Genomic DNA, 14772 nt, shown 5'->3' with positions numbered 1-14772 from the left:
AGATATTAATAAATAGTGTTTTTTTGTATTGATAAAGATAATATTATGGGAATATGTTTTTATAGCTAAAAAATAAAGATTGATTTTATTAAAAAATAGAAATGTTAGATTAGTGTTGTGTTGTGTTGTCATAAATTAAGCCAAAATTAGGTATTTTACCTATTCTATAATCTATTGCTTTATTTCTAAATAATGTTTATATAATTACATAATATTTTTACATAAATTTACTATTACAAAAATAATATTATTGAAAAAAAATAAACTATCATTATAATGTCAATATTAATGTTAAAAATTTATGGAAAATTATTTTAAAGCTAGGAGTTATCATTATGAAAATACTATTTATACGACATGGGCAAACTCAATTAAATGCTGAAGGAAGATGGCTGGGATCTACAGATGCTCCATTATGCGAAGATGGAAAAAAAGCTTTAAATGATAGAAAAAAAATAATAGATAATTATAAACCTGTAGAGAAATTGTATTGCAGTCCATTAAAAAGATGCTTAGAAACCGCTGATATATACTTTAATGATATGCAAAAAGAAGTTTTGAATGATTTAAGAGAAAGAAGTTTCGGAGATTTTGAAGGAAAAAATCATGATGAATTAAAAAATAATCCTTACTATAAAGAATTTTTCAGAACTAATTGGAAAAGCAATGTACCTAATGGAGAAACTTCCGAAAATTTCTTTAGCAGAACAGAAAAAGCATACCTATATATTATAGAAGATATGAAGAAAAATAATTTGGATTATACTGCTGTAGTCAGTCATGGAGGAGTTATTATGTCTATATTCAGCAGATTTGATAAGCAGAAATTGGGATTTTATGATTATCTTTTACAAAATGGATGCGGATATTATACAGAAATAGATGAGAAAAATAATATAAATATTATAGAAAAGTTATAATTTTACGATGATTATTAGTAATAACTTTTATTGGAATAAGCAACATGAGAATATTATTAATACTGCCTATATCTTTTCTTTTAAATATATTTATTAAAAATGTAAAATTTGATCCTTTTGTTTTTATATCAAGACTTCATTTTATATCAGAAGATTTATTTAGAAAAAAAGGAAATCCTGAAAATAAAATATTGACATATACGGTAGGAATACTATCTTCTTTAATACTCATAGCTGTATCTTTTTTAATTCCTTTCTTTCTTTTAATGCTTTTGTATAAAGTGCATTTCATACTAGGATTAATAATAGAGCTTGCTCTATGTTATATGACATTAGGAATTAGAAAACCTTTAGAAATAAGCTCATATATATATCATAGCTTGACTACAAATGATTTAAAAAAGGCAAAATCACTTTTAAAAGAAAATGCTGAAATTGATACTGAAGATATAGAAGAAGAACAAATTATTAAAAATACTATAGAATATACTATAATAAGTATTTCAGAAGATTATATATATCCGGCTATATTTTTGTTATTGGGAGGTGCCCCTCTTTGTATAGCCTATAAAGTTATATATGTACTTTCTGAAAGTTCTTCTGATACTATATACATAGATGAAAATAAAAGTAATGATATATTCGGAATATTTAATATCAAATTATGCTATATATTAAATATAATACCTTCATTCTTTACATCTTTAGTTTGCATTGTTGCATCTATATTCTTCAGATATGAATATAAAAATGCATTTACGGCATTAAAAAGAGACGGCAAAAATAATAAAGCAAGATTGGAAGCAAGTGTTGCTGGTGCTTTAGATATAGAGCTTGGGGGAGAATATATTAAAGACGGGGAAATATATGACAGACCTTTAGTAGGTGAATACTTAGAAGATTTAAATTCTGAACATATAGAAAAAGCCAATAAACTAATGCTAACTTCTGCAATATTTTCTTTGGCTATTTTGATAATAATTAAACTTATTTCTATGTTAATATCTTCAATAATTTTCTAAACAAGATAATAAATAAGAATATGATTATAGGCTTTAAATAATATAAATATTGATTATTATTTAAAGCCTATATTTATTAATTATTCATTTTGATAAACTGCTTTACTTATTAAATTATCATTCTTTAAATTTGTATTATAAAATATCAATAAAAATATAATAGCTAATATTAATTGTGATACAGGCACAGCAAACCATACACCATTAAGTTTTAAAAATAAAGGAAGTATCAATATACATAAAGGACTTACAAATAAAGGGTCTATATATGTTAAAAGTGTAGAATATCTGCTTTCTCCTGATGAATAAAAATATGCAGTTCCAAGCCTTACTATGGGCTGAAGTATAAATGCAGCTGATATTATAGGAAGACCTAAACTTATTATAGAATTAGTCTCTATAGAAGCACCGAATAATATTCCAAGTTTATTTCTAAAAATCAATACTATTATAATAAGAAAAGCACCAAGTATAATATCAAATAATATGCCTTTTTTTAATACTTTTTTCATAAGGTCATTTCTGCATGCTCCTTTAAAATAACTTATCATAGGCTGACAGCCCTCTGCCACTCCCTCAAATAAATGCAAAATAGAACCGTAAATATAATTCATTACAGAGTATGCAGTAGTTCCTAAATATCCGCCGTATTTGATGCATTGAAGATTATTAAATATCACTATAAGAGAAGGAGCCATAACTAAACCAAATGGAGATAATCCTATTTGCAAAGCTCTTTTTGGCATAGATAAATCAAAATCTGATAATTTTATTTTTGTTCTGTTTTTCTTTCTTATAAATAGATAATAAACAGCTATCAAAGCTACAATACCTTGAGCTATTATGGTAGCTAAAGCAGCACCGAACATTTCTAATCTAAAAACCATCAAAAATAAATAATCAAGAATAATATTTGTTATAAGTCCAACTCCCATAAAACTCATAGCATGTATAGTTTTTCCTGAATTTCTTATTATAGGCATAGATCCAAATGATATTATTTGAAAACCTCCTCCTAAAATTATAGTAGTGATATATGAATCAGCCTGTTTAAATACCTCATCTCTTGCCCCAAGCAAATATATGAGACTGTTTTTTAATAAAAGCAAAACAACTGTTAATATTATACTAGCTAATATTAAAGAAATAAAAGTATTTACTTTAGCCCTATTAAATCCTTCTATATTACCCTCTCCAAGATATGTAGACATTATAACAGAGCCTCCCATACCAAGCATAATAGCTGCTGCCATAAGCAAAGTGCCTATAGGATAAACTAAATTAATTGCAGTAAGACCAATATCTCCCATAGAATTACCAATGAAAAAACCATCTACAACTATATAAAGTCCTCCAAGCATAGTAGATACTATAGCAGGTAAAACATACTTAAAAAAAGATTTTTCCATGTTTTTAGTATTTTGTTCAATATTAATCATGATAAACTCCTTTATAAAGAATAGTCTTATTTCGTACTATATACAAGATGTGTATTATATGCATGTTTATTATTTTGTCAATAGATAAAGTACGAAATTTTACTTTTTTTATTCACTATTGCAATATTTGTTTTTTAGAGTATTATTTAAAATATAGTCAGCAATCATTTAAGGATATATTCTTATGCTTAAAAATAAAAATATATTTTATATTGTGATAATTTTTATATATTTGACATCTTCTTCATTTTTATTTTTTGACAATGATAGAAATATTAATTTTATTCCCTACACATCTTTACCTTTAAATATTCAAGAGTTTGTAAATACATATTTTAAAGATTATGAAGTGCATAGTGCTGCTGTTTCCACTCATTATATCGTAATTTTTAAAGGAGGTTCATCAATAAATTTCAATAGAAAAGGGCAATGGACTTCTATAATAGGAAATAGAAAAACAATAGCTATTAGCACAGCTGAAAAGTTTATTGACGCTAAAATCATAAATATAATTAAATCAAAATATAAAACCATTAATAATATATACAAAAAAAGCAAAGGAATAGAATTCAAGGCTGATGACAAAGAATATATTTATATAGACTATGAAGGCAATATAATAAAAATAAAAAAAGCCTAAAATAATAAATTAATATATTTTCATTTAAATTTTAAAATTTTTATTACATACCCCGCCCTTTATATTTTTTAATTATTTTAGAAAATTATATTTAATTTTTCTTAATGCTTAATTAGAATTTCAAGACACCCGCCCAAGTGTTTTTTTAATTTGCTGCTGTATCAGCACGCGGTAAAAGGAATTTCAAATTATGCTAGAAACTGCAATAAAAAATAACCTTGTTTTTTAAGCAAGTTTAACGCGTGGTGTAAAATACACTTAAAAAAATAAAATTAGCTTTTTAATCACAGTATAAATAAAACTAAATAACTTATGTTAAAATATGATTTTATAATTGCTTTTATAATTATTTTTGTACAATTCAGGCTTTCAATATACAAACAGTTTAATAAACAAATATACAATTTATCTATTGACATACTAAAAATAATATTATAAGGTTTAAAACTACTATAATTTGAAAATTAAAATACATAAACTATTTATAAGGATATTAATGTGAAAACAAAAGAAGAATTAGTTGAATTTCTAAATAGAAAAATTGAAAATAATCAAAACCTAGATGATGCTCATAATTATATTTTCTTAAAAGCATATTTAGAAGATATGATAGAAAAAGAAAAAAATGAAAATCAATAAGCAAGGTATTTGAGAGTTATATAAAATTGAAAATTATTTAGATTACAATTATGGATATTATACCTTATCAAAAACTTCCAGAAAAAGCAAAAAACTTTATAGAAACATATTTTAATGATTATTATGTTTTTAAAACTACATTTACTTCATCATACAGTGTTGTATTTAAAGGCGGAAGCTCTGTAAACTTTACTTCAAGGGGTGAATGGACTTCTATTATAGGAAACGGTAATGAGATAGCATTTCCTATAATAGAAAAATTTGCTGAAGATAATATCATAGAGAAAGAAGTCATAAATACTATAAAAAATAAATATGCAGATTTTAATATATACAGAATAATAAAAAGAAAAAATAAATATGAAATAGAAATCAGCAATAATATTATTATAATAGATAATAGAGGCAATATTTTAAAGACTAGAAATGTATAAAAATATTATTAATTTGTATTGAAATTTGTATTTTTAAGGTTTATTATATTGATATGAAAAACATATTAATAATAATTTTTATATTAAATTCATTTTTATTTGCACAGTATTACTCTTATACTAATATACCTTCCTTTCAGAAACAGGAATACTTTGTACATAAAGGAATATCCAGCAAAAAGAGTAATGCCATGATAGTATATACAGAAACTTCTGTTGACAGTAAAGGCTATTGGAACATTAAAGAAACTTATATCAAAGGCTTTGTTACAAACAAATTAAAAGACCCTTTTCTACTAGAAGAAAACATGATGACTAATGTAAGAAAGTCTGAAATGTATTCCATTATAGATTTGGCAAATATGAGAACTGTTTATAATAAAACAATAGATTATTATGATTTCGGAAATATGGAGCATACATTTGATATAAGAGACAAGGTGAACTATACAAATTCAAACGGAGATTTGGCTATATTCTCTATGTATGGAGTATATCAAATATCGAGAACTTTTCCTATAGACTCTACAAATCAAATGAATATTATTATGCCTATGGCTTCTAAAGATAGTAAATTAAAAGTATCAATACTGAACAATGGCATAAAAAAAATCAAAATAAATAATGAAGAAAAAGAATGCTATGAAATGGAAATAAAATTAGAAGGAATACCTTTTTCAATATTTTTCCCAAAAATAGCAGCTTATATTGAAAAAGATGATAAAACAAGAAAAATAATAAAATACAATACTATGACAGGAATGCTTGATACTATGGATATTTATCTTGTGGAAACAGAAAAAAAATAAAATAGGAGAGATAATAATGAGTGAATTAAAAATTGATTGTGTATGTGAAAACATGTATGGAATGAATTCTTATGTGGTATCTTATGATGATGAGGCTATAATAATAGATGCGGCAAAACTAAATAACTATGACATTTATAAAAAATTATTAGAAGGGAAAAAACTAGTTAGAGTAATATATACACATGGGCATTTTGATCATATATCAGGAGCAGATGATATAAGAAGAGAGTTTCCAGATGCCCCTCATTGCGTGCATAGCCTTGATTATGATTTCTTTCAGGACGGAAGTTTAAATGTAAGCTCATATTTAGGAAGTGTAATTAAATGCCAAAGCCCAGAAATACAATTTAATGAAGGCGATACTTTCAAATTAAAAGATATAGAGTTTAAAGTTATACATACCCCAGGTCATACGAGAGGAGGAGTATGCTATTATACTAAAGGGCACTTATTCTGCGGAGATACCATATTTGCTTACGGAATAGGAAGAACAGATTTTCCTACAGGCGATTTTCCTACATTAGAAGAAAGCATATCTCAAAAAGTATTTGCTTTAGATGATGACACTTTATTATATCCAGGTCATGATGCTTATGGTGTAAAATTATCCCAAAGAAAAAAAATGGGTGTATTTTAATATCAATACAAAATGATAATAAGTGCAAGCAGAAGAACTGATATACCATCACTGCATACTAAATGGTTTATAAATAGATTAAAAGAAGGGTATATAATTACTCAAAACCCTATAAACAAAAATAACTTTTATAAAATAACATTAAATAAAAATATAGTTGATATAATAGTATTTTGGTCAAAAAATCCTGATATAGAGTTTTTGAATGAAGTAAAAGATTTAGGTTATGAGTTTTATCTGCATTTTACTATTACAGCTTATGATGAAAATATAGAAAAAAATATTCCTGATAAATATAGCTTAATAAAAAAATTTCAATCTATAAGTAAGTTATTCGCAAAAGAAAAAATAGTTTGGAGATATGATCCTATTATTTTAAATGATGATTTTGATATTAATTATCATATAAATCATTTCAAAAACTTTGCTTATAGTTTAAATGGTTATACAGATGAATGCATATTCAGCTTTGTTGAAATATATTCAAAAATAAAAAATAGTATTAAAAATATAAACAATGATGATAAAGTTTTATTAATAGAAAATATGAAATATATATCTGAAAAAAATAATATAAAATTAAAATCCTGCTCTCAAGATTTTGATAATTCCAATATAAAAATAGAAAAATCTGCATGCATAGATAAAGAAAGAATACAAAAAATATTGGGTTATTCTATAAAAGAAAAAAAAGATAAATCTCAAAGAAAATTATGTGCTTGTATAGAAAGTATTGATATAGGAATGTATAATACATGTACTAACGGCTGTATATACTGTTATGCCAATTCAAAAAATATATTAAAAGATTATGATGCAAATAGCAAAATATTATCTGATAAATATTTAAATGATAATATAAATATAAAAGAAAGAAAAATAATTGTTAATGAAAAGAGTAAAGTATTTAAATTATAAATTACGGATAACATAATGAATATAATGATGGAAGAAACTTCACAATTTTTACTTTCAAATATAGATGACATAAAAAATAAAACATTAGCTGCAGCATATTCAGGAGGTATTGATTCTCAGGTTATGCTCAATATCGCATACAGATTAAAAGAAAAGTTATCATTTAATTTAATAATAATACATGTTAATTATAATCTTAGAGGCGAAGATTCTACTAATGATGAATTATTTGCCCGCGAAATGGCTAAAAAATATAATATAGATATATATGTTAAAGAAATACCTCCTAACAGCTATAATGGAAAAAATATTCAGCTTGAAGCTAGAAATGACAGATATGCTTTTTTTGAAGAGCTTCATAATAAAAAAATATATGATTATCTTTTAATAGCTCATAATAAAGATGATTTAGCTGAAACTATAATTTACAGAATGATTAAAGGGGCTGGAACTAATGTTTATAAAAGCCTTAGAGAAAAAAAAGGATATATTTTAAGACCTATTTTGAACTTTTATAGAAAAGATATTGAAGAGTATGCAGTAAATAATAATCTTGAACATAGAGAAGATGTTTCAAATAAAAAAAATTATTATGCTAGAAATAAAATAAGAAATTTAATCATACCAATGCTTGAAGAAATAAATACAAATGCTAAAAACAATATAATAAGATTTGCAAAAAAAAGCTATGAAGAAACTTATATACTAAGAAAAAAAATTAATAAATTATACAAAAAAAATATATACGAAAAAAATAAAAAACTTAATATAGAAAAAATAAAAAATATAAAAAGTCTTTTTATAAAAAAAATCATAATAAAACTTTTAGCAAAAAATAATATAGAAATAACAGAAAAAAGAATTATAGAAATACTAAATATAATAAAATCTGATAAGCCTAATATTAAATTAAGACTTGATAATTTTTATATTATAAAAGAATACGACTTCATTAATATAAAAGCTATAGAAAAAAAACTTGATGATATCAAAACAAATAATTTTATAAAAATAGAAAAAGACGGCTTATATATTTTCTGCAATAAAACAATAAAAACAGAAACAGTTTTAAATAAAGATATTAATTATAAAGAAGCTCTGTATATAAAAGCTAAGTACCCAATTATAATAAGAAGCAGAAAAGATGGGGATTTTATATATGCATATCCTAATAATCAAAAAAAATATTTAAGAAAGATTTTTATAGACTTAAAAATATCTTCATATAAAAGAGATAGAATACCCGTAATAACTTCAGAAGATGATAACAATATTCTGGCTTTATATTTAGAGCCTTACGGATTAAATAGAATATCAAATGAAACAGCTATAAATAAAGAAGATGAATACATATTAAAAATCATCTTTAATAATGATTGCGATATTAAAAAATAAGAAAATTAAAAGGGATAATTAGAAATGGCATTTTCAGATAATGAAAGAATGATATTTGGAAAAGGTGTAGGCTGTGTTGTAATAAAAGAAGGTAAAGTTCTTTTAGGAAGGCATAATTACGGCAGAGGAAATGGTCTTCTTATAATACCGGGAGGATTTATTAATGAGGGAGAACTGCCTGCAGAAGCAGCTCAAAGAGAAGTATTGGAAGAAACTAATGTAAAAGTAATTGCAAAAGAAATAGTATCTATGCGTTTTACTGCTAATGATTGGTATTTGATATTCATGGCAGAATATATTTCAGGAGAAGCGAAAGTTAATGATTCTGAAAACAGCGAAGTTATTTGGCTTGATATAGAAGAGGCTCTTAATAGAAATGATGTGCCTCCTCTTACAAAAGAAGCAATAAAATCATGTTTAAAATTTATTAACTCAGAAAATAAATATGCAATGAGTATTAAAGAAGATTATGATGCTTCAAGGGAAATTGACAGCTATGCTTATTATGATTAAATTATATAATTTTTTATATTTTTAATCTATACTGCATCCCCGCCCTATTAGTTTTATAACTAAATATAAATTATTAGATTATTATTTCTTTATTGCTTAAAAAGAAAAAGCATGCCCGCCCAAAATTTATTTAGATTACAGAACTTTGTAAAACGCACGTTTAATTTATAAATGAATAAAAAATATGTACTGCAAAAATAATTTTTATACTTATATAAGTAAACTTACCGTGCGTAAAAAATAATTATTTGTTTATATGAATATTAATCCACTCTGTTATTTCTTTGGCCACATCGTCTCTTTGAATATCATTAAGTATTTCATGTCTTCCGTCTTTATACAAACTCATATTAACATCATTAAAGCCTAATGATTTGTACATGTCATAAACCCATTTTACACCTTTTCCCATATCACCTACTGGATCTTTCTCTCCGGATATTAAAAGTATAGGAAAATTTTTATCCATAGAAGAATAATTATCCTTATTTGAAATTTTATCAATAAGCTCAAACATCTGTATATATGTTTCTATACTTGCAGGCTTATTAGCAAAATATTCATCTTCAAGAGTTTTTTTTATCTCTTCTTTATCGGAAGTAAGCCATGCTAAAGGCGATTTATCTTTAGGAAAGAATTTTTTACCATATCCTCCTACTGATAATTTATCAAGTAAGTTGGCTCTTTTTCTTCCGCCAAATATTGATTTCTGAATATTCGCTATAACCTTTCCTAAATTTTCTATTCCTTTAGGTTTTCCCTTAGTACCCATTACAACAGCACCATTTAATTCTTTATAATACTTAATTATAAAATATCTAGTGAGAAAAGATCCCATACTATGTCCTATCATAAAATAAGGAATATTAGAATAATCTGCTTTAGTATTAACCATCAAATGTCTCATATCTTCTATTATAAGTTCATGTCCATTCTTATCCGATATATGCCCTATTTGATCCTTACTTACAGTGCTTCTTCCAAAACCTCTATGATCATCGGCACAAACTAAAAATCCAGCCTTATTTAATTTCTCAGCAAAATCTTTATATCTTCCTGCATGCTCGCCTAGTCCATGAACAAGCTGAACTATAGCTTTAGGTTTGCAATCTGGTATAAATATATAAGTATACATTCTGTGTCCGTCATCTGATATTAATACCCTATTTAGCATTTCCATAAAAAGACTCCGATAATAAAATTGCTGTTGTTAGAAAGTTATTTAACTTAACATAATTAATACGGCTATTGTTATAAATAATAGGGCAAATTATATAGCATTTTTTTTCTTAATGCAATTAATTTTTACATATTTTAATATGATGAATAATAGACTTGTTTCAAAACTAAATTTATAAATTTTTAATTTAATATTTTTTAAATTATAGTTGGGGCTTTGCCCCAAACCCCACTTCTTTTGTTGGCACAAAGAAGCAAAAAGACTGCATATTTATATACTAAAATACTAAATTATGCAACATGGAAAACATCATGTTTATAATTTTAAAATTAAATAATTTTTATAATTAATCTTGTCAAGTAGTTTTGAAACAAGTCTAATACCCAAATAGTACATGCTTGCAAAAAATTTATTTATATTTTAATATAATTTTAAATTATTTTTAAGGAGAGGTTTATGAGAATAATTAATGTATATGCAAATAAATTGCATTCTATGCTTTTTATATTGATTCCTATTGTACTTGTAGTAGGATTTTTACTATTTTCAAGCGTTACTATAGTTTCTACAGGTGAAGTAGGAATAAGAAGCAGACTTGGTAAAGCTATATCACAAGAAGAGCCAGGTCTTCATTTTAGAATACCTTTCATAGATACAATAAAAACTATGGAAGTGAGAGAACAAACTGTAGAAAAAACATATTCTGTATCATCAAAAGATATGCAGACTATATCTATGACTTTAAATGTTCAGTATTCTATAGGAGGAGATGCTTTGGATTTATTTAGAAAATTTGGAGTAGATTATAAAAATAAATTAATTAATCCTAGAATATCTGAAAGCCTTAATGCAGTTTCTGCTAGATATACCATAGAAGAGTTTATCACAAAAAGAAATGAAATGGCAGGAGAACTCTTAAAAGAAGTTACAGCCGATTTTGATGATTATGGAATAACAGTTGCAGCCTGCTCCATTATAGAGCATGATTTCTCTGATGAATTTGACCAAGCAATAGAGAGAAAATTAATAGCATCTCAGGACGCCCTAACAGCACAAAATGCTTTAGAAAAAGTTCGATACGAAGCAGAGGCTGAAATCACAAAAGCTAAAGGTGTTTCCGAAGCTAATAGAATAATGCAGGAATCTTTAACTCCTCTATTAATACAAAGAATGTATATAGAAAAATGGGACGGTAAAATGCCTCAGGTATCAGGCTCTGGTGTTACGCCTATGATACAGATAAAATAATTAAATAATAAATGAAACTTTACAAGCATATTATAAATAATATATTTTCTTTAATATTTCCTAATCACTGCATAATATGTGGAGAGTTAATTCAAAGCAATAATATGAATTATATTTGTATTAATTGCATAAATAAAAAATTGGATTATATACATAAAGATGAATATATACGATGCAATAGATGCGGTAAAGTTTTAGAGAATATAAATTCTATATGTATATGCAAAGATGAAGAACTTTATTTTGATGAATGTAAATCTATGCTTTATTATAATAATTATACTGTAGATTTGATTCATAAAATGAAGTTCTCTCATAGGTATTTAATATGCAGAGATTTTGCTGCTATGCTTAGCTACTATTATAAAGATTATATCAAAAACTATGATGCTGTTACTTTTGTTCCTCTTGGCAGAAATAGATTATTGGATAGAGGATACAATCAAAGCGAACTCATAGCAGAAACTATATCTAAAATTTTAAATATAAGTTTGATAAATAATATTATAATACGAAAAAAAGAAACTAAAGCATTGAGTTCTTTAAATAGCAAAACAGAAAGAATAAACATGATACAAAATGCTTTTGAAGTAAACAGTAATTACAATTTAAAAGATAAAATAAACATACTTATAATAGATGATGTAATTACCACGGGAAGCACTTTAAATGAAATTTCTAAAGAGATTAAGAAACTTGAATGCATTAATAAAATAGGAGTACTTACAGTAGCCCGTGCTTAATTTTTAATCTCTTTTAAAACTTTCTCTTTCAATTCTAAGTCATTCATTTTATCGCATGCTTTAAAGAAAGAATCATACAAACTTTTCGAATATGTATCATGCTCATTGATAAATGCTGTCTTTACAAAATCCCATAATAAGTTTAACTGCTCATTATTTTCTATATTAACTAAAACTTTTAAAGCACTATCTACTATTGATATTCCAGCATGAACCTTATAAAAAGCATTATTATTAATGTTTTCTATATTATCAATGTTTAATAAAATAATATTCAAAGCCTCATCATAATGTGAAAGCCTTATTAAATTTTCTGCATAAGTACTTAAATATGAAACTAAATAAAATAAATACTTTTTTGATAATGCCTGATTATCTTTGTTTTTATCATAATCATTTTTTACAATCTCATAAAGATTTTTATTAGCTTCTAATTCACCTTCTCTATTGCCTATTTCAATTTCAAAATCTCTGAGTCTTTCTAAATTAATTCTGTCCCATTTTTTTATTCCCGATTTCCATATATCTATAAGTTCATAATATAAATCTTTAAAACCTAACTCCAAAGCATAATGCATACAATACTGAATATTTAATTTTTCTATGTCAGTTTCAAATCTTACATTACTGTCATATCCAATAGCACAATCATTATTTATCTTTTTTGCCTTTTCAAATAAATCTTTATTATCTTTATTGTATTTACTTAGAAGAAATGTTAAAGACTCTAATGCTATTCCTATTCCTTTATACTTTGAAGTTTCTCGGTCTTTTAATTCTTCATTAAATAAATGAATAATTATATTTTTAAGAGCTTCTTTATTTAAAGCCTGCACATTTTTATAATATATAATTGAAAATGAAAGTCTTGCCCTTAATAAATAATTCTTATCAACATTATCTTCCATTTCCCATGAATATTTGCTTATTAAATTATTATATTTTTCTTTATCTTCAAAAAAACTGCTGACAATATTATCAAAATCATTTTGATACATTTCTAAAGCTTTTAATAATTTTTCTTGAAATATCTGCATAATCATACTCCTAATTAACTCAAGAAACTATATCAATAAAAAGCAAATTTGTCAAAGAAGTTTTTATTATTGAATAATGAAAATTATATATTTAAATTAAGCATTTTATTAATGAATATACCTACCCCATTTTCTTCATTACTTTTAGTAATATATAAAGCCTTTGATTTTACTATATCTTCAGCATTTTCAACAGCAACAGAAATACCAGCAAATTCAAGCATCTCTAAATCATTATTATTATCTCCGAAAGCCATCACATTATCAGGTTTTATATTATATTTATTAAGAAGATAAGATAATGATTTAGCTTTTGTAGCATTAGGATTATGTACTTCCAAATATACAGGTCTTGAAAAAGTAAAATAAATACTATCACCAAAAGTTTTATCTAGTTCTTCTGCTATTATTTTTAATATGCTGTTTTCTCCTATAAACATAAATTTACTGAAAGAGAAATCAGTAATATTATCAAATCCTATAGTATAATTATTTATTTTAGCTATTGATATATAAAAATCTATCCATTTCTTATCAAAAAAACCTATGTTCCATCTATCAGCTAAAAAACTTTGATGATAAATATTAGACCTGTTTCAAAACTACTTGACAAACAATTTTATGAGTTTATTATTTTATGCTAAATTAAATAATATTAATAACAATTTAATTAAATATTTTATATGTTGTATAAATTGTATGTTTAAGCTAGAAAATGCAGTTCTTTTGGTTCTTTTATACCAATAAAAGAACTGGGGTTTGGGGCAAAGCCCCAACTATAATTTAAAAATATTAAATAAACATTTATAAATATTAATAAATTTAGTTTTGAAACAAGTCTATTATATTTTCTAGCAATATTTATAAGTTCTTTTCCTATTTCAGCATCAAGGTTTTGCTGATATACAATATTACAATATTTATCAGTAATCATAGCACCATTAAATGATATAAGTTCCGTATCAATATGAAGTTCTGCTAAAAAATTATGGGCAGCAGAGGTAGGTCTTCCGGTTGATAATATTGTTTTTATTCCTATTTTGGAGGCTTCTTTTATAACATTTTTATTATATTCACTTATTTGATGATTATTATTTAATAAAGTGCCGTCTAAATCGGTTGCTATAATCTGAATATTTTCCAAAGATTATCTCCGGTATTATATGTTTTAGAAAATTTTGTTTTATATTAATAA

Annotated in this window: 17 protein-coding genes; 12 read left to right on the top strand and 5 right to left on the bottom strand. The window is 24.9% G+C overall.

Features of this window, described 5'->3' with window-relative positions; genetic code table 11:
• Positions 1–335: 335 nt before the first annotated feature.
• The gene (locus A966_RS03300) at positions 336–920 is read left to right on the top strand and encodes a histidine phosphatase family protein (RefSeq protein WP_008722507.1); all 585 of its coding nucleotides are present in this window, start codon (positions 336–338) and stop codon (positions 918–920) included.
• Positions 921–964: 44 nt separating this feature from the next.
• Positions 965–1942 (top strand): cobalamin biosynthesis protein CobD/CbiB, encoded by a 978-nt coding sequence (locus A966_RS03295; RefSeq protein WP_008722504.1) that lies wholly within the window; start codon positions 965–967, stop codon positions 1940–1942.
• An 80-nt stretch (positions 1943–2022) separates the two neighbouring features.
• On the opposite strand, the gene A966_RS03290 is transcribed toward A966_RS03295, so the two are convergent.
• Positions 2023–3381: an MATE family efflux transporter gene (locus A966_RS03290; RefSeq protein WP_008722502.1), complete on the bottom strand. Its 1359-nt coding sequence runs from the start codon at positions 3379–3381 to the stop codon at positions 2023–2025.
• Between the two features lie 184 nt (positions 3382–3565).
• Here A966_RS03290 and A966_RS03285 point away from each other — a divergent pair, with 184 nt between their 5' ends.
• The 8 genes from A966_RS03285 to A966_RS03255 all read left to right on the top strand — a co-directional run bounded on the left by A966_RS03285 (position 3566) and on the right by A966_RS03255 (position 9369).
• On the top strand, positions 3566–4021 hold the full coding sequence (locus tag A966_RS03285; RefSeq protein ID WP_008722500.1) for a PepSY-like domain-containing protein: 456 nt from the start codon (positions 3566–3568) through the stop codon (positions 4019–4021).
• Positions 4022–4519: 498 nt separating this feature from the next.
• The gene (locus A966_RS13520) at positions 4520–4660 is read left to right on the top strand and encodes a hypothetical protein (RefSeq protein WP_008722499.1); all 141 of its coding nucleotides are present in this window, start codon (positions 4520–4522) and stop codon (positions 4658–4660) included.
• A gap of 50 nt (positions 4661–4710) precedes the next feature.
• The gene (locus A966_RS03280) at positions 4711–5094 is read left to right on the top strand and encodes a PepSY-like domain-containing protein (RefSeq protein ID WP_008722497.1); all 384 of its coding nucleotides are present in this window, start codon (positions 4711–4713) and stop codon (positions 5092–5094) included.
• 53 nt (positions 5095–5147) lie between these two features.
• Positions 5148–5903: a hypothetical protein gene (locus tag A966_RS03275; protein ID WP_008722495.1), complete on the top strand. Its 756-nt coding sequence runs from the start codon at positions 5148–5150 to the stop codon at positions 5901–5903.
• A gap of 16 nt (positions 5904–5919) precedes the next feature.
• Positions 5920–6543 carry an MBL fold metallo-hydrolase gene (locus A966_RS03270; protein ID WP_039955516.1) on the top strand — a complete coding sequence of 208 codons (624 nt, stop codon included), beginning with the start codon at positions 5920–5922 and terminating at the stop codon, positions 6541–6543.
• Positions 6544–6555: 12 nt separating this feature from the next.
• Complete coding sequence (locus tag A966_RS03265; protein WP_008722491.1) at positions 6556–7461, top strand: DUF1848 domain-containing protein; 906 nt, start codon at positions 6556–6558, stop codon at positions 7459–7461.
• A 24-nt stretch (positions 7462–7485) separates the two neighbouring features.
• Positions 7486–8856 carry a tRNA lysidine(34) synthetase TilS gene (tilS, locus tag A966_RS03260; protein ID WP_039955515.1) on the top strand — a complete coding sequence of 457 codons (1371 nt, stop codon included), beginning with the start codon at positions 7486–7488 and terminating at the stop codon, positions 8854–8856.
• Between the two features lie 24 nt (positions 8857–8880).
• On the top strand, positions 8881–9369 hold the full coding sequence (locus A966_RS03255; RefSeq protein WP_008722487.1) for an NUDIX domain-containing protein: 489 nt from the start codon (positions 8881–8883) through the stop codon (positions 9367–9369).
• Positions 9370–9613: 244 nt separating this feature from the next.
• On the opposite strand, the gene A966_RS03250 is transcribed toward A966_RS03255, so the two are convergent.
• Positions 9614–10549: an alpha/beta fold hydrolase gene (locus A966_RS03250; protein ID WP_008722485.1), complete on the bottom strand. Its 936-nt coding sequence runs from the start codon at positions 10547–10549 to the stop codon at positions 9614–9616.
• A gap of 456 nt (positions 10550–11005) precedes the next feature.
• On the opposite strand from A966_RS03250, the gene A966_RS03245 reads away from it, so the two are divergent.
• Together A966_RS03245 and A966_RS03240 are read left to right on the top strand one after the other, a co-directional pair.
• Positions 11006–11797: a prohibitin family protein gene (locus A966_RS03245; protein ID WP_008722483.1), complete on the top strand. Its 792-nt coding sequence runs from the start codon at positions 11006–11008 to the stop codon at positions 11795–11797.
• Between the two features lie 11 nt (positions 11798–11808).
• Positions 11809–12540, top strand: coding sequence for a ComF family protein (locus A966_RS03240; protein ID WP_039955445.1), 732 nt, complete (start codon positions 11809–11811; stop codon positions 12538–12540).
• Here the strand turns inward: A966_RS03240 and A966_RS03235 are convergent.
• The 3 genes from A966_RS03235 to A966_RS03225 form a co-directional block, all read right to left on the bottom strand.
• Positions 12537–13577 (bottom strand): hypothetical protein, encoded by a 1041-nt coding sequence (locus A966_RS03235; RefSeq protein WP_008722479.1) that lies wholly within the window; start codon positions 13575–13577, stop codon positions 12537–12539. The two genes, A966_RS03240 and A966_RS03235, sit on opposite strands and share 4 nt — an antisense overlap.
• 83 nt (positions 13578–13660) lie before the next feature.
• Positions 13661–14074 (bottom strand): HAD-IIB family hydrolase, encoded by a 414-nt coding sequence (locus A966_RS03230; protein ID WP_269798730.1) that lies wholly within the window; start codon positions 14072–14074, stop codon positions 13661–13663.
• Between the two features lie 206 nt (positions 14075–14280).
• Complete coding sequence (locus A966_RS03225; RefSeq protein WP_232817735.1) at positions 14281–14721, bottom strand: HAD family hydrolase; 441 nt, start codon at positions 14719–14721, stop codon at positions 14281–14283.
• Between the last annotated feature and the right edge of the window lie 51 nt (positions 14722–14772).

This window comes from Brachyspira hampsonii 30446 (assembly GCF_000316195.1).
GTDB classification, from domain to species: domain Bacteria; phylum Spirochaetota; class Brachyspiria; order Brachyspirales; family Brachyspiraceae; genus Brachyspira; species Brachyspira hampsonii_C.
The sequence above is the reverse complement of the archived record's forward strand: the minus strand, read 5'-3'. Positions and strand labels throughout refer to the sequence as shown.